Source organism: Methylobacterium sp. P5_C11 (assembly GCF_054049775.1).
In genome coordinates, this window is the sequence record NZ_JBFULS010000056.1 from 17,162 (window position 1) to 37,593 (window position 20,432).

The 20,432-nt window shown below is 70.9% G+C and carries 17 protein-coding genes and 1 pseudogene; 6 read left to right on the plus strand and 12 right to left on the minus strand.

Features of this window, described 5'->3' with window-relative positions; all coding sequences use genetic code 11:
- Window positions 1-14: 14 nt before the first annotated feature.
- Entirely contained in the window at window positions 15-1,019 is a 1,005-nt protein-coding gene (locus ACXJKQ_RS22760; RefSeq protein WP_457107968.1) for an SMP-30/gluconolactonase/LRE family protein, read from the plus strand.
- A gap of 134 nt (window positions 1,020-1,153) precedes the next feature.
- On the opposite strand, the gene metH is transcribed toward ACXJKQ_RS22760, so the two are convergent.
- The 3 genes from metH to ACXJKQ_RS22775 all read right to left on the minus strand — a co-directional run bounded on the left by metH (window position 1,154) and on the right by ACXJKQ_RS22775 (window position 7,200).
- Window positions 1,154-4,906: a methionine synthase gene (gene metH / locus ACXJKQ_RS22765; RefSeq protein WP_457107969.1), complete on the minus strand. Its 3,753-nt coding sequence runs from the start codon at window positions 4,904-4,906 to the stop codon at window positions 1,154-1,156.
- Between the two features lie 302 nt (window positions 4,907-5,208).
- Window positions 5,209-6,129, minus strand: coding sequence for a methylenetetrahydrofolate reductase [NAD(P)H] (metF, locus tag ACXJKQ_RS22770; RefSeq protein WP_457107970.1), 921 nt, complete (start codon window positions 6,127-6,129; stop codon window positions 5,209-5,211).
- Window positions 6,130-6,174: 45 nt separating this feature from the next.
- Window positions 6,175-7,200, minus strand: a complete 1,026-nt coding sequence (locus ACXJKQ_RS22775; protein WP_457107971.1) for an ArsR/SmtB family transcription factor — start codon at window positions 7,198-7,200, stop codon at window positions 6,175-6,177.
- A gap of 132 nt (window positions 7,201-7,332) precedes the next feature.
- On the opposite strand from ACXJKQ_RS22775, the gene ACXJKQ_RS22780 reads away from it, so the two are divergent.
- Window positions 7,333-7,914: a histidine phosphatase family protein gene (locus ACXJKQ_RS22780; RefSeq protein ID WP_457107972.1), complete on the plus strand. Its 582-nt coding sequence runs from the start codon at window positions 7,333-7,335 to the stop codon at window positions 7,912-7,914.
- Window positions 7,915-7,923: 9 nt separating this feature from the next.
- On the opposite strand, the gene ACXJKQ_RS22785 is transcribed toward ACXJKQ_RS22780, so the two are convergent.
- The 3 genes from ACXJKQ_RS22785 to ACXJKQ_RS22795 form a co-directional block, all read right to left on the minus strand.
- Complete coding sequence (locus tag ACXJKQ_RS22785) at window positions 7,924-8,820, minus strand: bestrophin family protein (RefSeq protein ID WP_457107973.1); 897 nt, start codon at window positions 8,818-8,820, stop codon at window positions 7,924-7,926.
- A 112-nt stretch (window positions 8,821-8,932) separates the two neighbouring features.
- Window positions 8,933-9,871, minus strand: coding sequence for an ROK family protein (locus tag ACXJKQ_RS22790; RefSeq protein ID WP_457107974.1), 939 nt, complete (start codon window positions 9,869-9,871; stop codon window positions 8,933-8,935).
- Entirely contained in the window at window positions 9,871-11,244 is a 1,374-nt protein-coding gene (locus ACXJKQ_RS22795; RefSeq protein WP_457107975.1) for a dicarboxylate/amino acid:cation symporter, read from the minus strand. The genes ACXJKQ_RS22790 and ACXJKQ_RS22795 overlap by 1 nt, the downstream gene beginning before the upstream one ends.
- Window positions 11,245-11,489: 245 nt before the next feature.
- On the opposite strand from ACXJKQ_RS22795, the gene ACXJKQ_RS22800 reads away from it, so the two are divergent.
- Window positions 11,490-11,918 (plus strand): L,D-transpeptidase, encoded by a 429-nt coding sequence (locus tag ACXJKQ_RS22800; protein WP_457107976.1) that lies wholly within the window; start codon window positions 11,490-11,492, stop codon window positions 11,916-11,918.
- Window positions 11,919-12,048: 130 nt separating this feature from the next.
- Here ACXJKQ_RS22800 and ACXJKQ_RS22805 read toward each other — a convergent pair whose 3' ends face one another.
- The 3 genes from ACXJKQ_RS22805 to ACXJKQ_RS22815 form a co-directional block, all read right to left on the minus strand.
- Entirely contained in the window at window positions 12,049-13,035 is a 987-nt protein-coding gene (locus ACXJKQ_RS22805; RefSeq protein ID WP_457107977.1) for a hypothetical protein, read from the minus strand.
- Between the two features lie 316 nt (window positions 13,036-13,351).
- Window positions 13,352-13,762: a peptide-methionine (R)-S-oxide reductase MsrB gene (gene msrB / locus ACXJKQ_RS22810; RefSeq protein WP_457107978.1), complete on the minus strand. Its 411-nt coding sequence runs from the start codon at window positions 13,760-13,762 to the stop codon at window positions 13,352-13,354.
- A gap of 96 nt (window positions 13,763-13,858) precedes the next feature.
- Window positions 13,859-15,052 (minus strand): YihY/virulence factor BrkB family protein, encoded by a 1,194-nt coding sequence (locus ACXJKQ_RS22815; RefSeq protein WP_457107979.1) that lies wholly within the window; start codon window positions 15,050-15,052, stop codon window positions 13,859-13,861.
- Window positions 15,053-15,167: 115 nt separating this feature from the next.
- Here ACXJKQ_RS22815 and ACXJKQ_RS22820 point away from each other — a divergent pair, with 115 nt between their 5' ends.
- The 3 genes from ACXJKQ_RS22820 (at window position 15,168) to ACXJKQ_RS22830 (ending at window position 17,156) form a co-directional block, all read left to right on the plus strand.
- Window positions 15,168-16,241, plus strand: a complete 1,074-nt coding sequence (locus ACXJKQ_RS22820) for a UV damage endonuclease UvsE (protein WP_457107980.1) — start codon at window positions 15,168-15,170, stop codon at window positions 16,239-16,241.
- Window positions 16,242-16,287: 46 nt separating this feature from the next.
- Entirely contained in the window at window positions 16,288-16,839 is a 552-nt protein-coding gene (locus ACXJKQ_RS22825) for an RBBP9/YdeN family alpha/beta hydrolase (RefSeq protein ID WP_457107981.1), read from the plus strand.
- 89 nt (window positions 16,840-16,928) lie between these two features.
- Window positions 16,929-17,156 carry a hypothetical protein gene (locus ACXJKQ_RS22830; RefSeq protein WP_457107982.1) on the plus strand — a complete coding sequence of 76 codons (228 nt, stop codon included), beginning with the start codon at window positions 16,929-16,931 and terminating at the stop codon, window positions 17,154-17,156.
- Between the two features lie 7 nt (window positions 17,157-17,163).
- Here ACXJKQ_RS22830 and ACXJKQ_RS22835 read toward each other — a convergent pair whose 3' ends face one another.
- The 3 genes and pseudogenes from ACXJKQ_RS22835 to ACXJKQ_RS22845 all read right to left on the minus strand — a co-directional run.
- Window positions 17,164-18,192: a YcjF family protein gene (locus ACXJKQ_RS22835; protein WP_457107983.1), complete on the minus strand. Its 1,029-nt coding sequence runs from the start codon at window positions 18,190-18,192 to the stop codon at window positions 17,164-17,166.
- 31 nt (window positions 18,193-18,223) lie between these two features.
- The gene (locus tag ACXJKQ_RS22840) at window positions 18,224-19,669 is read right to left on the minus strand and encodes a YcjX family protein (RefSeq protein WP_457107984.1); all 1,446 of its coding nucleotides are present in this window, start codon (window positions 19,667-19,669) and stop codon (window positions 18,224-18,226) included.
- Window positions 19,670-19,741: 72 nt separating this feature from the next.
- A pseudogene (locus ACXJKQ_RS22845) lies at window positions 19,742-20,432 on the minus strand (hypothetical protein); the annotation flags it as partial.

Genomic DNA, 20,432 nt, shown 5'->3' on the forward strand with positions numbered 1-20,432 from the left:
CACAGGGAGGTAACATGGTGACGATCGCACGCAGGAGCCTGCTCGCCGGAGCCGCCCTGCTCGGCGCGACGCGGGCGGCCGGGGCCGGCTGGGAACCGTCGCAGCGGGTGCCGGACCCCGCCGTCGAGATCCTGGATCCCACCTTCGCCAAGTACCGCCTCGCCTCGGCGACGGTGGAGCGGGTCGCGACCGGGTTCCGCTGGGCCGAGGGGCCGGTCTGGTTCGGCGACATGGGATCGCTGCTGTTCAGCGACGTGGTCAACGACCGCATCATGAAGTGGGAGGAGGCCTCCGGCGCGCTCTCAGTGTTCCGCAAGCCGTCGAACTACGCCAACGGCAACACCCGCGACCGGCAGGGCCGGCTGATCACCTGTCAGCACAGGACCCGCAGCGTGACCCGGACCGAGCACGACGGCACCATCACCACGCTGCTGGACCGGTTCGACGGCAAGCCGCTGAATTCACCCAACGACGTGGTCTGCCATTCCGATGGCGCGGTCTGGTTCACCGATCCGGCCTTCGGGCCGAACCCGCACGAATCGATGGCCGCGCCGGAGCTGCCCGGCAACGTCTACCGGATCGATCCGAAGACGGGACAGGCCAGCGTCGTGGTCGAGGGCGTGGCGGGTCCGAACGGGCTGTGCTTCTCGCCGGATGAGTCCAAGCTCTACGTCATCGAGGCGCGGGCGAAGCCCAACCGCCTGATCCGCGTCTACGACGTGGTCGAGAACGGCACCAAGACTGCCAACGGGCGGGTGTTCTACGATGCCGGCACCGGCACGCCGGACGGGTTCCGTGCCGATGTCGACGGCAATCTCTGGTGCGGCTGGGGGATGAGCGAGGCCGAGGACGGGGTCATCGTGCTTTCCCCGCAGGCCAAGCTGATCGGGCGGATCCGCCTGCCGGAGCGCTGCGCCAACCTGTGCTTCGGCGGCCTCAACCGCAACCTGCTGCTGATGACGTCCACGCACTCGGTCTATGCGCTGTACGTGAACACTCGGGGTGCCGGGACCTGCTGAGGCTGGACGGGCGGTTCGGGCCGCCGCGCCGTCCTTGCGAGCGGAGCGAAGCAATCCAGGTAGCGCCACGCTGACTGATGTCGCGCTGCCGTGGGTCGCTTCGCTGCGCTCGCGATGACGGTGGTGCCTCGCCCCTACTCCGCCGCCTGCGCGAGATACCGCGCCGGGTCGTAGTTCAGGATCGGTCCGAGCCAGCGCTCGACCTCGCGGACATCCATCCCCTTGCGGGCGGCGTAATCCTCGACCTGATCGCGCTCCACCTTGGCGACGCCGAAATAGTGCGCCTCCGGATGGGCGATGTAGAGCCCCGATACCGAGGAGCCCGGCCACATGGCGTAGGACTCGGTGAGCTTCACGCCGATCCGGCCCTCGGCCTTCAGCAACTCGAACAGGGTGGTCTTCTCGGTGTGGTCGGGCTGTGCGGGATAGCCCGGGGCCGGACGGATGCCGTCGTACTTCTCCAGCATCAGCTCCTCGGGGGCGTAGGCCTCCTCGGTGGCGTAGCCCCAGAACTCCTTGCGCACCCGCTCGTGCATGCGCTCGGCGAAAGCCTCGGCGATGCGGTCGGCGAGCGCCTTCACGAGGATCGCCCGGTAATCGTCGTTCGCCCGCTCGAAGCGCTCGGCGATGCGCACCTCCTCAAGGCCGGCCGTAACCACGAAGCCGCCGACATAATCGGCGATCCCGGTCCCGGCCGGGGCCACGAAGTCCGACAGGCAGGTGTTCGACCGCCCGTCGCGCTTCGAGAGCTGCTGGCGCAGGCCGTGGAAGGTGGCGAGCCGCTCCTGCCGGCTCTCGCCGGTGTAGAGCGCGATGTCGTCGCCGACGCTGTTGGCCGGCCAGAATCCGATCACCGCCTTCGGGTTGAACCAGCGCTCCGCCACGATCTGCTTGAGCATCTCCTGCGCGTCCTCGTAGAGGGCACGGGCGGCCGGACCCTGCTCGGGATCGTCCAGGAGCGCCGGGAAGCGACCCTTGAACTCGTAGGTCTGCAGGAACGGCGTCCAGTCGATGTAGGGCACGAGGTCGGCGACCTCGTAGGAGCCGTAGACCCGGGTGCCGGTGAACGTCGGCTTGGCCGGCTTGTAGCCCGACCAGTCGACCCTGAAGGCGTTGGTCCGCGCCTTGGCGAGCGGCAGCCGCTGCTTGTCGACCTCCGCGCGCCTGTGGGCGTCGGCGACCTTGGCGTACTCGGCCCTGACCTTCTCGATCGTGGCGCCGCGGGTCTCCTTGGAGATCAGACTCGACACCACGCCGACCGCGCGGCTCGCGTCGGTGACGTAGACCGCCTGCCCCTTGGCGTAGGCCGGGTGGATCTTCACCGCCGTGTGGACGCGGCTCGTGGTGGCCCCGCCAATCAGCAGCGGCACGTCCAGACCCTCGCGCTCCATCTCGCCGGCCACGTGGACCATCTCGTCGAGCGACGGCGTGATCAGGCCCGACAGGCCGACGATGTCGACCTTCTCGCGCTTGGCGGTGTCCAGGATCTTGGCGGCCGGCACCATCACGCCGAGATCGATGATCTCGTAGTTGTTGCAGGCCAGCACGACGCCGACGATGTTCTTGCCGATGTCGTGGACGTCGCCCTTCACGGTCGCCATCAGCACCTTGCCGGCGGCCTGCCGCTTGCCGTCGCCGCCATTGGCGAGCTTCTCGGCCTCCATGTAGGGTTCGAGATAGGCGACCGCCTGCTTCATCACCCGGGCGGACTTCACCACCTGCGGCAGGAACATCTTGCCTGCCCCGAACAGGTCGCCGACCACGTTCATGCCCGACATCAGCGGACCCTCGATGACGTGGAGCGGGCGCTCGACGCCCTGGCGCGCCTCCTCGGTGTCGGCCACGATGTACTCGGTGATGCCGTTGACCAGGGCGTGCTCGATGCGCTTGGCCACCGGGGCCTCGCGCCAGGTCAGGTCGGCGGTCTTGGCCTGCGCCGAGGCGCCGGTCTTGAACCGCTCGGCGGACTCCAGCAGGCGCTCGGTGGAATCGTCGCGGCGGTTGAGGACCACGTCCTCGCAGAGCTCGCGCAGCTCCGCCGGGATTTCGTCGTAGACGGCGAGCTGGCCGGCATTGACGATGCCCATGTCCATGCCCGCCTGGATGCAGTGGAACAGGAACACCGCGTGCATCGCCTCGCGCACCGGCTCGTTGCCGCGGAACGCGAAGCTCAGGTTGGAGACGCCGCCCGAGATGTGGGCATGCGGCAGGGTCTCGCGGATCGTGCGGGTCGCCTCGATGAACGCGACGCCATACGGATTGTGATCTTCGATACCCGTGGCAACGGCAAAAATATTCGGATCGAAGATGATGTCCTCGGGCGGGAAGCCGACCTGCTCGGTCAGGATCCTGTAGGCCTTGGTGCAGATCTCGACCTTGCGCTCGTAGCTGTCCGCCTGCCCCTGCTCGTCGAAGGCCATCACCACCACGGCGGCCCCGTAGGAGCGGCAGACGCGTGCCGCTTCGATGAACTTCTCCTCGCCCTCCTTCATCGAGATCGAATTGACGATCGGCTTGCCCTGGATGCACTTCAGGCCCGCCTCGATCACCTCGAACTTCGAGGAATCGACCATCACGGGCACCCGGGCGATGTCGGGCTCGGCGGCGACGAGGTTCAGGAACTCGACCATCGCCTTCTGCGAATCGAGCAGGCCCTCGTCCATGTTGACGTCGATCACCTGGGCGCCGGCCGCCACCTGGTCGCGGGCGACGTCCAGCGCCGCCGCGTAATCCCCGTTGGTGATGAGCTTGCGGAACTTGGCCGAGCCGGTGACGTTCGTGCGCTCGCCGACGTTCACGAAGGGGATCTCCTTCGTGAGCACGAAGGGCTCCAGGCCGGAGAGCCGCATCAGGCGCGGCACCTCGGGGATCGGCCGCGGCGCCTTGCCGGCCACCGCTTCCGCGATGGCGCGGATGTGGTCCGGCGTGGTGCCGCAGCAGCCGCCGACCATGTTGACGAGGCCGGATTCGGCGAACTCGCCGACCAGCTTGCCCATCGCCTCCGGGCTCTCGTCGTAGAGGCCGAACTCGTTGGGCAGGCCGGCATTCGGGTAGGCGCAGACCAGCGTGTCGCAGATCCGCGACAGCTCGGCGATGTGGCCGCGCATCTCGCGGGCGCCCAGCGCGCAGTTCAGCCCGAAGGTCAGCGGATCGGCGTGGCGCAGGGAGTGCCAGAAGGCGGCCGGGGTCTGGCCCGACAGGGTGCGGCCCGAGAGATCCGTGATGGTGCCGGAGATCTGGATCGGCAGGCGGATACCGGTCTCGTCGAAGACCTGCCAGGCCGCCGCCGCCGCGGCCTTGGCGTTCAGCGTGTCGAAGATCGTCTCGATCAGGATCAGCTCGGCGCCGCCGTCGATCAGGCCGCGGACCTGCTCGACATAGGCCTGCTTGACCTGATCGAAGCTGACGGCCCGGAAGCCCGGGTTGTTCACGTCCGGCGAGATCGACAGGGTCCGGTTCGTCGGGCCGATGGCGCCGGCCACGAAGCGGCGGCGGCCGTCCTTCGCTTCGGCGAGCTTGGCGGCCTCGCGGGCGAGCCGCGCGCCCTCGGCGTTCAGCTCGTGGACGATCGACTCCATGCCGTAATCGGCCTGGGCGATGGTGGTGCCCGAGAAGGTGTTGGTCTCGCAGACGTCGGCGCCGGCCAGGAAGTAGTCGAGGTGGATCTGCCGGATCGCGTCGGGCTGGGTCAGGATCAGGAGGTCGTTGTTGCCCTTCTGGTCGTGGCCGTGGTCCTTGAATCGGTCGCCTCGGAAGTCCTCTTCCGAGTACTGGAGCCGCTGGATCACGGTGCCCATCGCCCCATCGAGGACGAGGATCTTTTCCGCCGCGCGCTGGCGCAGGGCCTTTGCGATCTCGGTGCCGTCGACGGGGGCAAAATCGGTCATCGTGCGTCCTGTCAGATCACCTCGATCCGAGGTGCCGGAGCGAAGCGGAGGCCTCGAAGGAGCCCTCCAGATGTCGTGGCGGTCACTGGAACCGTTTTTCGAGGTCGCTCGCGCGGCACCTCGGGAGGGTAAAAAACTTCGTTACATCAGACGCTTCCGTGCCATGGGCGCGGAAACGTCCCCGTCTTTGCGAGCGGAGCGAAGCAATCCAGCAGCGCCACGCTTACGGATGTCGCGCTGCCCTGGGTCGCTTCGCTGCGCTCGCGATGACGGACCGGGGGCGTCAAGCGCGGTCTCGAAAATTAAGCCGCCGCCTTCGCGGCCGCCAGCTTCGGCGCCTGCGCACGCAGGCCGAGCAGGTGGCAGATCGCATAGACCAGATCCGACCGGTTCATCGAGTAGAAGTGGAAGTCGTTGACGCCCTCGTCCACGAGGTCCAGCACCTGCTCGGCCGCCACAGCGCCGGCGACGAGGCGGCGGGTCTCGACGTCGTCCTCCAACCCCTCGAACCGGGCGGCCAGCCAGTAGGGCACTGAGGCGCCGGTGCGGCGGGCGAAGTTCGCCGCCTGCTTGAAGTTCTGCACCGGCAGGATGCCCGGGATGATCGGGATCGTGATCCCGGCGGCCCGGACCTTCTCCAGGTAGCGCAGGTAGATCTCGTTCTCGAAGAAGAACTGGGTGATCGCCTGGTCGGCCCCGGCATCGACCTTGGCCTTCAGGGCGTCGATGTCGGCGTCGAGCGAGGCCGCCTCGGGGTGCTTCTCGGGATAGGCCGAGACCGAGACCTTGAAGTCGCCGATCCGCTTGATCCCCGCCACCAGCTCGGCCGTCGAGGCGTAGCCCTCCGGATGCGGCCGGTAGGCGTGGCCGACGCCCTCGGCCGGGTCGCCCCGGAGCGCCACGATATGGCGCACGCCCGCATCCCAGTAGGACTGGACCACCGCGTCGATCTCCTCGCGGGAGGCGTCCACGCAGGTGAGGTGCGCGGCGGGCTTGAGGCCGGTCTCGCGGACCATCCGGGCCACCGTGTTGTGGGTGCGTTCCCGGGTCGAGCCGCCGGCCCCGTAGGTCACCGAGACGAAGCTCGGCTGCAGCGGCGCGAGGCGCTCGATGGAGTTCCAGAGGATCTTTTCCATCTCGTCGGTCTTCGGCGGGAAGAACTCGATCGAGACGCGGATCGGGTGGTAGCCGTCGCGGCTGGCGCGGTGGGTGGAGCGGCGCATCGGGGTCTCGTCCTCTATGTCGGTCGGTTCAGACGATGGGATCTCTCAGGCGACGGCGCGCTGAGGCTGTTCAGTGCTGTCGTCGGCGAGCCCGTCCTCAGCGAGCCCGTCCTGGGCCAGCCAGAGCGTCACGGTGAGCTGGCCCGATTCACGGGGCGCCAGATCGCGGGTGGCGACCGTGGCGAGCCCCGCCTCGGCGAGCCAGCCGGAGACCTGCTCGGCCGAGAAGCCGAGGCGCCGGTGGGCTTGGCCGGTACGGAGGAATTCCAGCGCGTGCGGCGCGAAATCCACCACCAGCAGACGGCCGCCCGGCGTCACGAGGCGCGCGGCGCCGCGGAGCGCCCGGGCCGGGTCGTCGAGATAATGCAGCACCTGATGGACCACCACGAGGTCGAAGCTCGCCCGGGCGAAGGGCGGCGCGTGGATGTCGCCCTGCCGGAGGTCGACCCGCGACAGGCCCTGGCGCTCCAGGTTGGCCCGCGCGACGGACAGCATCGCGTGGCTCGAATCGAGCCCGGTGGCGCGGCTGGCCCGGGGGGCCAGCAGGCCGAGCATGCGGCCCGTACCGGTGCCCAGATCGATCAGGCTGCCGATCGGGCGGTCGCCCAGGGCGTCGAGCACCGCGGCCTCCACGATCGCCTCGGGCACGTGCAGCGAGCGCAGCTCGTCCCATTTGGGTGCGAGGCGTGCGAAGAAGGTCCCGGCCGCCTCGGCGCGCTGCGCCCGGACGGCGTCGAGCCGCGCGCGGTCCTCCGACAGCGGCGGCGCGGTCCGGTCGAGGCCGGACAGCAGTGGATCTGCCAGGCCGGCGCGGGCATCGGACAGCCGGAAGAAGGCCCAGGCGCCCTCGCGGTGGCGTTCCACCAGCCCGGCCTCCACCAGCAGCTTGAGGTGACGCGAGATCCGGGGCTGCGACTGACCGAGGATGTCGGTGAGATCCGAGACCGAAAGCTCGCCTTCGACGAGCAGCGCCAGGATCCGCAGGCGCGTCTCCTCGGCGGCCGCGCGCAGGACGCCCAGCGCGTCCGGAAAGGGGATCGATCCCGCCTCTTGCCTGCGTTCGATAGACATAAAGATATGTTTATGTGCGTTTCGCGACGGGCGCAAGCATGATCTTGAGCCGCGTCTGCCGGGCGGATGAGACGGAAGCGCGGCAACCGCGTTGATGATAGGGCCGCCGCGGACGCGCCCCGGGAGGCGTGCATGTCCGAGAGCCCGTTTCCGCAGATCACGCTGGTCCGACACGGCGAGACCGCCTGGAGCCGGTCCGGCCAGCATACCGGGCGCAGCGACATTCCTCTGACCCCGGAGGGCGAGACCGCGGCGCGCGCCCTCGCCCCGCGCTTGGCGGCCCGTTCCTACACGCAGGCCTGGTCGAGCCCGTCGAGCCGGGCCTCCACCACCTGCGCGCTGGCGGGTTTCGGAGACCGGCGCGTGATCGATCCGGATCTCGCCGAATGGGATTACGGCGCCTACGAGGGCCGGACCACGAAGGCGATCCTGGCCGAGCGGCCGGATTGGCGCCTGTTCCGCGACGGCTGCCCGGGCGGTGAGACGGCCGAGGCCGTCGGGGTTCGGGCGGACCGGGTCATCGCCCAAGCCCGTACTCGCGATGCCGACCTCATCGTATTCTCCAGTGCGCATGTCCTGCGGGTGCTCGCGGCGCGCTGGATCGGCCTGCCGCCGCAGGGCGGTGCACGCCTCGTCCTCGGCACTGCGAGCGTCTCGGTGCTCGGCTACGAGCACGACCGCACCGAGCCCGTGCTGCGCGCCTGGAACGGATAGGCGCCGACGCTAGCGCAGCCAGTACCCGTCCGGCGCCAGCGCCTCCGGCATCGGCTCGCCGAGGGCGTGGTGGACGATGCGGTCCACGGCGCGGACCATGGCGTCGAGGGGCAGGTCGTTCGGCTCGGTGCCGAACGGCTCCTCGAGTTCGTCGCCAAGGGCGTCGAGGCCGAAGAACGTGTAGGCCACGAGTGCCACCACCACCGGCGTCGTCCAGCCCAGGGAGCCCGTGAGGCCCACCGGCAGGAGCAGGCAGTAGAGCCACGCGGTCCGGTAGACGAGGAGGGTGTAGGCGAAGGGCAGCGGCGTGTTGGCGAGGCGCTCGCAGGCGGTGTGGACGCCCGACAGCGCCTCGATCCGGGCTTCGAGAATGCCGAACTGGATGTCGCTGAGGCGGCCCGCGCGCGTCAGCACGGCCAGGTCGCGGGTGATCGCAGCCAGCACCGAGTCGGTCGGGTTCGGACCGCCCAGGTCCGAATCAGGGCTCCGCCGTGCGACCGCCGCCCCCTCGTCGAGGTCGCGCAGGCGGGCGTGGAGCCCGTGCGCGAAGGCCGACAGGCGTCGCAGTTGCAGGGCCGCGTCCCGCTCCGGCAGCAGGGCCGGGAGGATGCGGGCGAGGTTGCGCACCTCGCCGATCAGGCTGCCCCAGTGCTTCCGGGCCTCCCACCAGCGCTCGTAGCAGGCGTTGTTGCGGAAGCTCAGGAAGATCGAGAGGGCGAGGCCCACCACGGTGAAGGGCGTGACCCCCGCGGAGACCGGAAACAGCGTGGGCCACCGCGACTCCGCCCACACAACCGCGCAGGAGACCCCGACGATCCCGGCGAGCTTCGGCGCCACCCGCGGCAGGATCGAGCCGCGCAGGGTGAACAGCAGGGTCAGCAGGTTGGGCCGGGTGCGGACGATCATCGGGGCTTCGGCGAGGCGATGCCGCCCTCCTGCCCTGCCCCCTTCGGACCCGCAAGCGACGTCTCTATGAGCTTGGCGGTTTGATCGAGCCCGGACTGGCGTGGGACGGGCCTCAGACGGTCTCCGCCTCCCACAGCCACGCCGCCCCGCGCACGCCCGACGCGTCGCCGTGCAGGCTCGCCCGCACGGGGGTGTCGAAGGCGTCCGAGAAGACATGGGGGGCGATCGCCGCCGGAAGGTCCGCGATCAGCTCCGGAATCCGCGACAGGCCGCCGCCGATCACGATCACATCCGGGTCGAGCAGGTTCACCACCTGGGCGGCCGCGCGACCGAGCCGCTCGAGGTGCACGGCCAGCGTCTCCTGCGCCGCCACGCTGCCGCCACGGGCTTCCGCGACGACCGCCTCGGCGGTCAGGCTCCCGCTGTGCCGCCGCGCGTGGTCCGCCGCGAGCCCGGGTCCGGATAGCCAGGTCTCGACGCAGCCCCGGCGGCCGCAATAGCAGGCGGGACCCGGCCGTTCCTCGTCGCGGGGCGCCGGCAGGGGGCCGTGGCCCCATTCGCCCGCGATGCCGTTGCTGCCCGTGAGTGCCCGCCCGTCGATGGCGATGCCGGAGCCGACGCCGGTGCCCAGGATCACCGCCCAGACCACGCGCGCGCCCGCGCCGGCGCCGTCGATCGCCTCCGAGACCGCCAGGCAGTTGGCGTCGTTCTCGATCCGGAGAGGCCGCGCCAGCCGCCCGCCGAGGTCGGCCGCGAACGGTTGGCCGTTGAGCCAGTGCGAGTTGGCGTTCCGCACGAGGCCGGTCGCCGGGGAGAGGCTTCCCGGCATGCCGATGCCGACGCTGCAGGGGGCGCCGGCCTCGGCTTCGAGGCACAGAACCAGGTCGGCCACGGCCTCGAGGGTCGCCCGATAGGCGCCGCGCGGGGCGGGCACCCGGGCCTCGGCCAGGGTCGATCCGTCCCGGCCCAGCACGATCCCGGCGATCTTGGTGCCGCCGAGGTCGATGCCGAGGCGCGGGCGCCCCTCGGCTCCTTCCGTGGGCGATCCCATCACTCGGCGGCGGCGACCTTGCTGTCCGTCCCCATCGGCTGCGGCGCCTCGTCGGCGATGTGGGTGCCGATGGCGAACGGGTGGGCCATCACCTCGTTGAGCTTGGCCACGTCGAGTTCGCCCTCCCACCGGCTGACCACCACGCAGGCGACGCCGTTGCCCACGAGGTTGGTGAGCGCGCGGCACTCGGACATGAACTTGTCGATGCCGAGCACCAGGGTCATGGCGGCCACCGGGACCGGGCTGTTCGGGATCGCCGAGAGCGTCGCCGCCAGGGTGATGAAGCCCGCGCCGGTGACGCCCGAGGCGCCCTTCGAGGTCAGCATCGCCACCAGGATGATCGTCGCGTACTGGGTCACCGACAGGTCCACGCCCACGGCCTGCGCCAGGAACAGCGTGGCCAGGGTCATGTAGATGTTGGTGCCGTCGAGGTTGAACGAATAGCCGGTCGGGACCACGAGGCCGACCACGGAGTCCGACGCGCCGAGCCGGCGCATCTTCGTCATGAGCTGCGGCAGCACCGTCTCTGACGATGAGGTGCCGACCACGATCAGCAGCTCGTCCTTGATGTAGGCGAGGAAGCGCAGGATCGAGAAGCCCGCCACCCGGGCGATCGTCCCGAGCACCACCAGCACGAACAGCGCCGCCGTGACGTAGAAGGTGCCGACCAGCCACGCGAGGTCGTAGACCTTCTGGATGCCGTACTCGCCGATCGTGAACGCCATGGCACCGAAGGCGCCGATGGGGGCGAGCTTCACCACGATGCCGATGATCTTGAAGAAGATCTGGCCGGCCGTGTCGATCACGTGGTTCACCGCGGCGGCGCGCTCGCCCAGTCCCGTCACCACCACGCCGGTGAGGATCGAGATCAGCAGCACCTGCAGCAGGTCGCCGGTGGCGAAGGGATCGAAGAAGCTCTTCGGGATGATCGCCAGGATGTGGGCGACGGTGGAATCGGAGGCCGCCTTGCTGGCGTAGGTCGCGACCTTGCTGGCGTCGAGCTTCGACGGGTCTGCATTGAACCCGGCGCCCGGCTTGATCACCTCACCGACGATGACGCCGATCAGCAGCGCGAGGGTGGAGACCACCTCGAAGTAGACCAGCGCCTTCAGGCCGACGCGGCCGACCTTCTTGAGGTCGCCGATCGACGCGATGCCGTGCACGATGGTGCAGAAGATGATCGGGGCGATCATCATCTTGATCAGGCCGATGAAGGCGTCGCCGAGCCACTTCATCGACTTGCCGGCGGCCGGGTCGTACCAACCGAGCAGCACACCGAGCGCGATGGCGATCAGGACCTGAATGTAGAGCACCTTGTACCAGGGCTCGCGGGGTGCCGCGGTCGGACCCGTCGCGTGGATTGCCTGTGCCATGTCCATCCCGTGCGACTGCCGCGCACCCTCCCAATGTGCCGGCACGCTAGCGATTATCATCCCGCGCCTCAACGGCCGCCCGGTAATCAGCCGGGAACCAATCGTGACAAAAACCTGTCGATCCCGTCGGCGAAGACTTTTCTCGTCTGACAATTGCGCGCATGCCCGGGAGCGCGGCTGTACCGGCCTTGCGGGCCGGTCTCGCCCGCCCACCGACGACGATCGGTGATCTTCGGAGCGTGACCGTGGCTGGACTCAAGCGGACCGGAACGGCGTTCCTGGGCGCCGTTCTCCTCGGCCTTTCGGTCGGACCGGCCGCCGCCGGTGTCGTCGCGCAGATCGATCAGTCGCGCCAGCGCATGCGCGTCTACGTGGATGGCTATCCCGCCTACGAGTGGCCGGTTTCCACGGCCCGGCGCGGCTACGTCACGCCCAATGGCCGGTTCCGCGTCGGCCTGATGGCGCCGATGTGGCGCTCCCGCAAGTATCACGGCTCACCGATGCCGCACGCGATGTTCTTCCGCGGCGGCTACGCGATCCACGGCACTTTCGCGACGGGCGCCCTGGGGCGCCGGGCGAGCCACGGCTGCATCCGCCTGTCGCCCGGCCACGCCGCCGCCCTGTTCAGCCTCGCCCGGAGCCGCGGCGGGGCGGCGGTGGTGATCCGCGACTGAACGGACGGGCCGGTCCGAAGGAGCCCCGGCACACCCTACGGGGGCACCATAAAGGAACGGGCCGCAGCACGATCCGCACTGCGGCCCGGAGGCGTCCCGGTATCGACGCGCTGGAGCGCGCCGGTCCGGCTCAGGTCTGCTGCTGGGTCCGGCGGGGGCGCACGGTCCACCGCTCGAACATCGAGGCGGGGTCGTCGCCCTTTCCGTCCTTGTGCTCGGCGGCGGGGTCGGGCTGCTGGTGGATCGCCGCGCCGAGGGCCTGAGACAGGCTCTCGATGACGTCGTCGATGCGGGCATCCCCGTGGAGGGCGTCTCCGGTGGCGGGCTGCGCGGCATGCGTCTCGGCGGCGTGCACGGCCGCCTCCGGCACGGGAGCCGCCTCAGGCTCCGGCTCCGGGTCGGGATGCTGCTCCGGGGCCGGTTCCACCGGACGCGGCGATGCCGCGGCGGGTTCCGGGGCGGGCGGCGGCGGGGCCGGGATGACCGAAGCGGCCGCGGCCGGGGCGGCCGGGGCCACGGCCCGACGCATCGCGCCCATCGCACCGTCATCGGATTCCGACGTCCGGCTGCTGCTGCCGTAGCGGCCGAAGCCGAACCGGGGCTCGATCAGGTCGAGCACCGCGTCCAGCGCCGCGTTGCTCAGGGCCACCTCCTCGGCAGCCGGCACGCCCTGGATGGCGAGGGCCTGACGCTCGAAGGCCGGCTCGTTGCTGACCTCACGACCGAACCAGCTCGGCGCATGGAATCCGGCCGCATCGCCGTCGTGGTCGAAGGCGACGCTGATCAGGTCCAGGCTGCCGGGCGTGACGTAGCGGTCGATGGCGATCTCACGGCCGCCGGCGTTCAGGGTGGTGCGGTCGTAGGCGGCCTTGCCGGGACAGACGTCGAGCAGCGCGTCGCCATGGGCGCGCGGAACCTCGGTGCGCTCCTCCACGGGGATGCCGTCCGCCCCCTTGTTCACCAGCACCAGCTGGCAGTTCTGGCCGTCCACGCGCACGTAGGAGGCGCGGCCATTCTGAGGGGCGAAGTGACCCTCGGTGATCCGGGCGCCACCCCGTTCCTTGCGGATCAGACGGACCAGCGACGGTGCGACCAGAAATCGGCGAACGGTGCTCATGTACTTTTACCCCTCCCGCTTGGTCGGCGGCGCGCCGATCCGGCGGACAGCCCCGAGCGCTGCCGGACTGGACGGAAGGGAGCAAGTGGAACCGCCGCGCATGCCGTATAAGCTGGACTGCAACGCCGTATTCGCCAGAGCCTGACCGCTTCCGTCGCCATTCACCGGACAGCGACAACCTGAGACTATAGAGCGCTAAGCAAAAACGCGACGAAATCAAGACCGGATCGGCTCGACGATCCTGCCGCGGTGCGCTCTGTCCCCGATATCCCGAGTTCCGCGCCGGGTTTCGAGCCCCGATTCGGAACCGCGCGCTCTACTCCGCCGGTTCGAAATCCATCGCGGCGCCGTTCATGCAGTAGCGCAAGCCGGTCGGCGCCGGGCCGTCGTCGAAGACGTGGCCGAGATGGCCCTTGCAGCGGGAGCAGTGCACCTCGGTGCGGACCATGAAGTGGCTGCGATCCACCGTGGTCTCGACGGCCCCGTCGATGGGGTCGAAGAAGCTCGGCCAGCCGGTTCCGGACTCGAACTTGGTGCCCTGCTCGAACAGCGGCTGCCCGCAGCCGGCGCAGGTGAAGGTGCCGGCGCGCTTCTCGGCGAGCAGGCAGCTCGTGCCGGCCCGTTCCGTCCCGTGCTCGCGCAGGACCCGATACTGCTCCGGCGTCAGGCTCGCGCGCCACTCGGCGTCGCTGCGAGCCTCGGGGCTGGTGGTCGGCGTATCGGCCATGACGATCTCCCTTTTCGCCACGCTATATAGGGATCGCGCAGCACTTCCGGCAGCCCCGGAGCCGGGTTCGCCCCGTGCCTGAACCGAATGCGGCGGTCAGGCGGCGGCGCCGACAGTGTCGGCCATCCGCGCCCGGCGGGCGCCCAGCGGCACGGGCGCCCCCGTGGTGGTGTCGCGGGCGGTCTGGTGCTCCAGCTCGGCATTGATCTCGCCCCCCAGCAGGACGATCGTGGACGAGATCCAGATCCAGGTCATGAAGCCGACCACCGCGCCCAGCGAGCCGTAGGTCTCGTTATAGGTGCCGAAACTGGCGACGTACCAGGAGAACAGGAGGGAGGCGACGAGCCAGAGCAGGCCGGCGACGACGCTGCCGACCCCGACCCAGCGCCAGCGGGCGTGCTCCCGGCTCGGACCGAAGCGATAGAGCACCGAGAGGCCGCCGAGCAGGACGATCAGGATCGCCGGCCAACGCAGGGTCGCGAGCAGCCACGCGGTGGAGCCGAGGCCCAGGAAGTTCAGGGCCACCGGCACGACCACGATCACGTTGAGGGCGATGATGATGAACAGCAGGGCGCCCACCGTGAAGGTGAGCGACCGGAGGTTGAGCCAGAAGAAGTTGCGCTTCTCCTCCTCCTCGTAGACGACGTTCAGCGCATCGAACATCGCTTTCATGGCCGCGTTGGCGCTCCAGATCGACAGGAGCAGGCTCGAGAAGAACGTGATGCTGAGGGAGCCGCTGCCCTTGGCGGCGATGCGCTTGACCTGATCGCCGATGAGCTCGACCGCCCCGGAGGGCAGCACCGCGTGCAGCTGGGCGAGGTGGTCGTTGATCACGGTCACGTCGGCGAACAGCCCGTAGCAGGTGACCAGCGCGGCGATGGCGGGGAACAGCGACAGCAGGGTGTAGAAGGTCACGCCGGCGGCGACCGCCAGAACCCGGTCCTTGTTGAATTCCAGGTACACCCGGACCGCGATGTCCTTCCAGCCGGACCGCGTCATCTCGGCGGGGCTGTCGGCGCCGCGGCCCCGCTCCGGCTGGGTCGCGGCGGTGAGCAGCGCGGCGCGACCCGAGATCGACCGCGCCCCCGCCGCCACGCCCTTCCGCAATCCCCGCTCGTCGTCGCGGGGCCGTTCGGGCTCGCTCGGCGGCGGTTCGGCGGGAACCGTCGCCGCGCTGCCCCGCCGGCCCGGCGCCGCGGCGAGGGCGACCAGCGCCGAGCCGAGCATCAGGATCCACAGGATCGAGCCGGTCTCGGAGTGTCCGGTCGAACGCGGCGGTGACGGGGGCATGTGTCCGGGGGCCAGTGCGCGGAACTGCCGCGCTCGGGACTCCCAACGTCGTCGTGCGGCGGCCGTTCCGCGCGTTCGACGGGGACACCTCGGTCGCCCGCGCGTTGTGCCCGTTATGCGCGATCAGCCCCGCCTTGGATTCTGCTGCAAATTTGTCTTGGACGAGCCTCCCGGCACCCACGCGACCCTCAAGGCCGAGCGGGAGGCCACCCTGCACATGAACCTCACCAGCGTGACCATGGCGCATCTCGCCAAGCTGGATCCTGCGGCCCGGCGGACCAAGCTCGCCGGCCTCGTCGCCCACAATCTCGACGCCCTCGCCCGCCAGATCGCCTGGGTCGGGGGCCGGCCGCCGATCGAGCGCCTGCTGCGCATGGCCAGCAACGTCCTGCCGGGCTACACCCACCCGATCGCGCAGGCCCTCTACGTCGAGCCGGAGATGGCGGCGCTCGTGGAGCGCGGCCTAGCGGAGGCGGGCGCCCTGGCGCGCCGGCTCGGCGTGCGCCTGAGCTTCCATCCCGGCCCGTTCTGCCTGCTGGCGAGCCGGAACCCGGCGGCCATCGCCAACGGCCTGTCGGAGCTCGACTACCACGCCGAGATCTTCGACCGCATGGGGTACGGCGGCGGCTGGCACCCGCACGGCGCCCATATCAACATCCATGTCGGCGCCGGCGACCCTGGGGTCGAGGGCTTTCGCGCCACCCTCCCCCGCGCGAGCCGGATCGCGCGCGACCTCGTCACGGTGGAGAACGACGAGAACGTCTTCGGCCTCGACGCGGTGCTGCGTCTCGCCGACGTGGTGCCGGTGGTGCTCGACCTCCATCACCATTGGGTCCAGAGCGGCGGCGAATACCTCGAGCCGGACGATCCCCGGATCGCCCGGGTGACGGAGTCCTGGCGCGGCGTGCGGCCGGTGGCCCATATCAGCGTGTCGCGGGAGGCGGTCGCGTCCGATCGCGATCCGGATGCCCTGCCGGACTACCCGGCCCTGCGCGCCGCCGGCCATGCGGTCCGGGACCTCGCGGCCCATTCCGACATGATGTGGAACCGGGCGGTGAACGACCTCGTCGCCCGCCATCTCGTCTGGGCGGATTTCGAGATCGAGGCCAAGGCGAAGAACCGTGCCTCCATGCAGATCGCCCGCCATATCTTGGCGCGGGAGCGGGTCGGCCCGATCGCGGCCGCGTGACCGGACGGTCTCGACGCCCTGCCCGGAGGGCGATAGGCATCGCGCCATGAAGACCGCCGATTGCGACATCCTCATCGTCCCGGGGCTCGGGGGCTCCGAGGAGGACCATTGGCAGGCCCGCTGGGCCGGCCGCCTCGCCACCGCGCGCGTGGTGGAGCAGGACGAGTGGCACGCCCCGACCCCGGAGGCGTGGTGCGGGCGCATCGCCGAGGCGGTCGCGGCGGCGACGCGGCCGGTGATCCTGATCGCCCACAGCCTCGGGGTCGTGGCCTGCGTCGAGGCGGCGCCGCGCTTCCCGGCGGGCGTCGTGCGCGGCGCCCTGCTGGTGGCCCTCCCGGATGTCGAGGAGGCGCCGGACCTGCCGGATTCGGTTCGGGCCTTCGCGCCGATGCCGCGGGATCCCCTGCCCTTCCCGTCGCTGCTGGTCGCCAGCCGCACCGATCCGCATTGCCGCTACGAGCGCGCTGACGATTTCGCCCACGCCTGGGGCGCGCTGACGGTCGACGCGGGCGAATCCGGCCATATCAACGTGGCGAGCGGGCACGGGCCCTGGCCGGAGGGGCTGATGCGGCTCGCCGGGTTCCTGAAGGGGCTGTGACCGGCGCTCGTTAACGCGCCGTTTACCACCGCAGCCTTCAGTGGGGGCACGGGCGGTTCTTCGTCCCGAAGCCGCCCCTGGAGAGCACCGTGACGCGCAAAGAGCTTCTGGAACGACTCGAAACGGTTCAGACCGCCCTGGGCCCCCGCGCCCAGAGCAACTTCAACAGCTCGCTGTTCAACGACGTGACGCTGCTCAAGCGGATCGAGGCCTTCGAGGCCAAGCTCGGCGAGCCCGAGAAGCCGAAAACCGCCGACTACACCGGCAACATGTTCTCGCGCATCGCCAACCGCCGCGCCGCCGCGGGCGGGAAGTAGGCCGTCGCTATTTCGGCTCGGCCTCGGCCGAGCGCAGCAGTTCGCCGGCGACGTCGGCGAGCCGCGGCGGGGTCTCCCGCACGAACGGCAGCGGCCGGCAGACGTTCAGCGCCGCGAGCCCGAACCGGGCGGTCATCAGCCCGTTGAGCACGCCCTCGCCCAGCTTGGCCGAGACCCGGGCGGCGATGCCGAGCCCCAGAACCTGCTGCATCACACTCTCGCCTACCGCCATCCCGCCGGTGACGGTGAGATGCGCGAGCGCCGCCCGCCCCAGCCGCAGGAAGCCCAGAAAGCCGGGCCGGCCGCCGTAGATGGCGGCGATCCGGCGCAGCAGCCGGACGGCTGCGAACACCACGAAGGCCACGTCGACGATCGCCCGCGGGCTGAGCGCCGTCACCGCCGAGACCTGCTTGGCCGCCGTCGCGATGGCGTTGCGCGCCTGCCGGTCGAGCCCCGCCAGCAGCTCGTGCTCCGCGAGCCCGATCCGGTCGTCCACGTCGAGGATCGCGTCCGCGGCCGCGTCGATCCGGGCGCGGCCCGCCGACAGGGCGTCGCGGTCGGCGTAGAAGCTCGAGAGCGCCTGCACCACCGCCTGCGCGCCGGTGTGGTCGCGGGTGGCGAGGGCGTCCAGCGCCGACTGGCGCAGGCGCTCGATCTTCTTCTCGCGCCGCAGGCCGGCGAGTTCCCGCACCACGATGGCCAGGAGCGCCAGCCCCGCGAGGCCGAGCAGGGCCAGCGCCACCCAGCCGAGCCACGGCGCGGCCTGGAACAGGTCTGCGATCATCCGCTCGACCGACAGGCCGACGCCCAGGGAGACGAGGCCACCCACCGCCGAGAGGAACAGGGCGCCCCAGGGCGAACGCGACCGCGGCGCCACCGGCACGGCGACGCCGTCGGCCGCGTCGACGATCTCGAAGGGGTCCTCCACGATCCGCGCCTGCGGCAGCCGGGCGGCGAGCGGCGTCGTGGTGACGCTCGGCTCCGCTGCCGGCTCAGGGGTGATTCGGAAGGCACGGGGTTTCTGGCCCGGGGTCATGGCTGGGGACTCCGCAGATTCACCGACATCGTCACGCCAGCCTGTCGCCGATCAGGAACTGCATCGCCCGGTCCAGCCGGATCTGCGGCAGGTGCCCGGGCCGGCCGAGCCCGTCGGGCCGCACCAGCGGCGGCCGGAAGCGCGGGAAGCGGAGCGAGCCCGGCTCGACCGCACCCTCAAGCACCGCCTCGGCGCGGGCCGGCAACTCGCCCGGGAAGATGGCGGCCTCGCCGTTGCCGTCGAAGACCTCGTCGCCCACCACCTCGCCGGCCTCCGGGGTGCCGGCCACCGCGCGCAGCGTCTCCGACCCGTCGTGGACGGTGGTCTCCCGGGTGGCGCGCACGGAGGCCAGCGCCACGGTGCCCACGCGGGCGCCCGCGGCTTCCGTCCGCCGCATGGCCCGGGACACGAGCAGCCGCAGCAGGGCGTCGAGCCGGTCGTGGCTCGTCTGGTGGAGATGGTCGGCCTTCGTGGCGGCGAACAGGACCCGGTCGGCCCGGGGTGCGAAAAGCCGGGACAGGACGGTGTTGCGGCCGATGTTGAGGCTCAGCAGCACGGCGTCCAGCGCCTCCTCCAGCTCCGCCAGGGCGGTCGGCCCGGCATCGACTGCCGAGAGCACGTCGACCAGCACGATCTGCCGGTCGACCCGCTGGAAGTGGTCGCGGAAGAAGGGCGTGACGACCTTCGTCTTGTAGGCCTCGAAGCGCCGCTCCATCAGCCCGGCGAGGCTGTTCGGGGCGATCGTCTCGGTCAGGCGATCGAGGGGCGCGAAGGTGAGCGCCGGGGAGCCCGCGAGGTCGCCCGGCATCAGGAACCGTCCCGGAGGCGTCGTGGCGACCGATTCCGGGCCGGCGCGCAGGCCGGCGAGGTAAGCCTTGAAGGCGTCGCTCGCCCGCTCGGCCGCGATCTCGTCGAGGGGGCCGTCGGGATCGAAGCCCTTGAGCGCCTCGAGCCACGGCGCCGCCACGGCCGCGCGACCCGGGCGGCGGGTGCCGCCGATCGTGGAACGGGACCACGCCGTGTAGCTGGTCTCGATCAGGGCGAGGTCGAGGAGCCACTCGCCCGGATAGTCGACCACGTCGAGCATGAGGGTGGCGGGGCCGGTGCGCCAGCCGGCGGCGCGCTCGTAGGCGATCTCCAGGCGGAACTGGCTGATCCGGTCGGTGGAGCGCGGCCAGCGCCGCGCCTCGGTGAGGGTCGCGAAATGCTCCTCGAAGGGAAAGCGCGGCACGTCGTCGTCGGGCTGCGGCACCAGCTTGGCGCGACGCAGGCGGCCCTCCTGGGCGGGCGCGAAGGCCGGCAGGGCGTGGGTCTCCACGAGATGGTGGATCAGTGCCGTGGTGAACACGGTCTTGCCCGAGCGCGCGAGCCCGGTGACCCCGAGCCGGAGCGTCGGCTGGATCAAGAGGTCGTGCGAGGCTTCGGCGAAGGCTTTGACGGCCGAGCCGGCGCGTGCGGCAAGGTCGGTCAGGGGCACGGGCGGGCTCGTGGTGAGGGGGACAGGCCGGGCAGAGGTGGCGCGGGGCGGGCCGAACCGCAAGGCTCGCCGCTAGGGGGGGGTATTGTTTGCCGAAGGCGTGAGCGGTCTCAGACGGGCGATCGCCCCGGCGACGAGGTCCGGTCCGGCCCGGAGCGTGCCGAGTTCCACCGCCGACATCGCCAGCATCACCGGCGCAAGGTGGGGCCGCGGTGCGCCGTCCGGCCCGAACAGGTCGAGGTCGTCACCGGGCTTCAAGCCGACGCTGCCGCTGATGCGGGCGGCATAGGCCTGGATCCGAACCTCGTCGCCCGTGCAGAGCGGTGCCGGCAGCCGCAGGTCGAGGAGCGGCAGCCCCAAGGCGATGGCCGGCAGCAGCGCGGATTCGGCGACTAGCCGGTCGGCGCTCGGGATCCGTCCGGTCGCCGGCCGGTCGAGGAGCGCGGCCGGATCCGCGAGGCCCCGGGCCGGGTGCCCCCGGCTGGACCGTGCCGGCTCGGGCGAGGCGGAGATTCCGGCGGCGATGTCGGGGACGGCCTGGAGCGTCGCCACGCGCGACACGGCGGCCGGGCGGCGGCCCATCCGGGCGAGCGGAGACCAGGGTTGCACCCGCAGGGCCGACCGGCCGCGGGTTGCCCCGCCGGGCCTGTGGGTGGCGAGGAAGCGGGCGCGCAGGGTCCGCCCGAGGCCTCGGGGCGCCAGGGCCGCCGAGACGGCGGGCGTCGCCACCGCCCTCCCCGGCCGCCCGGGCGCGGACGCGACC

What these genes read in the sequence shown, in the direction of transcription:
- ACXJKQ_RS22760 (WP_457107968.1), top strand. Translation starts at nt 15, where the DNA reads ATGGTGACGATCGCACGCAGGAGCCTGCTCGCCGGAGCCGCCCTGCTC.
- metH (WP_457107969.1), bottom strand. Translation starts at nt 4,906, where the DNA reads ATGACCGATTTTGCCCCCGTCGACGGCACCGAGATCGCAAAGGCCCTG.
- metF (WP_457107970.1), bottom strand. Translation starts at nt 6,129, where the DNA reads ATGCGCCGCTCCACCCACCGCGCCAGCCGCGACGGCTACCACCCGATC.
- ACXJKQ_RS22775 (WP_457107971.1), bottom strand. Translation starts at nt 7,200, where the DNA reads ATGTCTATCGAACGCAGGCAAGAGGCGGGATCGATCCCCTTTCCGGAC.
- ACXJKQ_RS22780 (WP_457107972.1), top strand. Translation starts at nt 7,333, where the DNA reads ATGTCCGAGAGCCCGTTTCCGCAGATCACGCTGGTCCGACACGGCGAG.
- ACXJKQ_RS22785 (WP_457107973.1), bottom strand. Translation starts at nt 8,820, where the DNA reads ATGATCGTCCGCACCCGGCCCAACCTGCTGACCCTGCTGTTCACCCTG.
- ACXJKQ_RS22790 (WP_457107974.1), bottom strand. Translation starts at nt 9,871, where the DNA reads ATGGGATCGCCCACGGAAGGAGCCGAGGGGCGCCCGCGCCTCGGCATC.
- ACXJKQ_RS22795 (WP_457107975.1), bottom strand. Translation starts at nt 11,244, where the DNA reads ATGGCACAGGCAATCCACGCGACGGGTCCGACCGCGGCACCCCGCGAG.
- ACXJKQ_RS22805 (WP_457107977.1), bottom strand. Translation starts at nt 13,035, where the DNA reads ATGAGCACCGTTCGCCGATTTCTGGTCGCACCGTCGCTGGTCCGTCTG.
- msrB (WP_457107978.1), bottom strand. Translation starts at nt 13,762, where the DNA reads ATGGCCGATACGCCGACCACCAGCCCCGAGGCTCGCAGCGACGCCGAG.
- ACXJKQ_RS22815 (WP_457107979.1), bottom strand. Translation starts at nt 15,052, where the DNA reads ATGCCCCCGTCACCGCCGCGTTCGACCGGACACTCCGAGACCGGCTCG.
- ACXJKQ_RS22820 (WP_457107980.1), top strand. Translation starts at nt 15,168, where the DNA reads ATGCGCGATCAGCCCCGCCTTGGATTCTGCTGCAAATTTGTCTTGGAC.
- ACXJKQ_RS22825 (WP_457107981.1), top strand. Translation starts at nt 16,288, where the DNA reads ATGAAGACCGCCGATTGCGACATCCTCATCGTCCCGGGGCTCGGGGGC.
- ACXJKQ_RS22835 (WP_457107983.1), bottom strand. Translation starts at nt 18,192, where the DNA reads ATGACCCCGGGCCAGAAACCCCGTGCCTTCCGAATCACCCCTGAGCCG.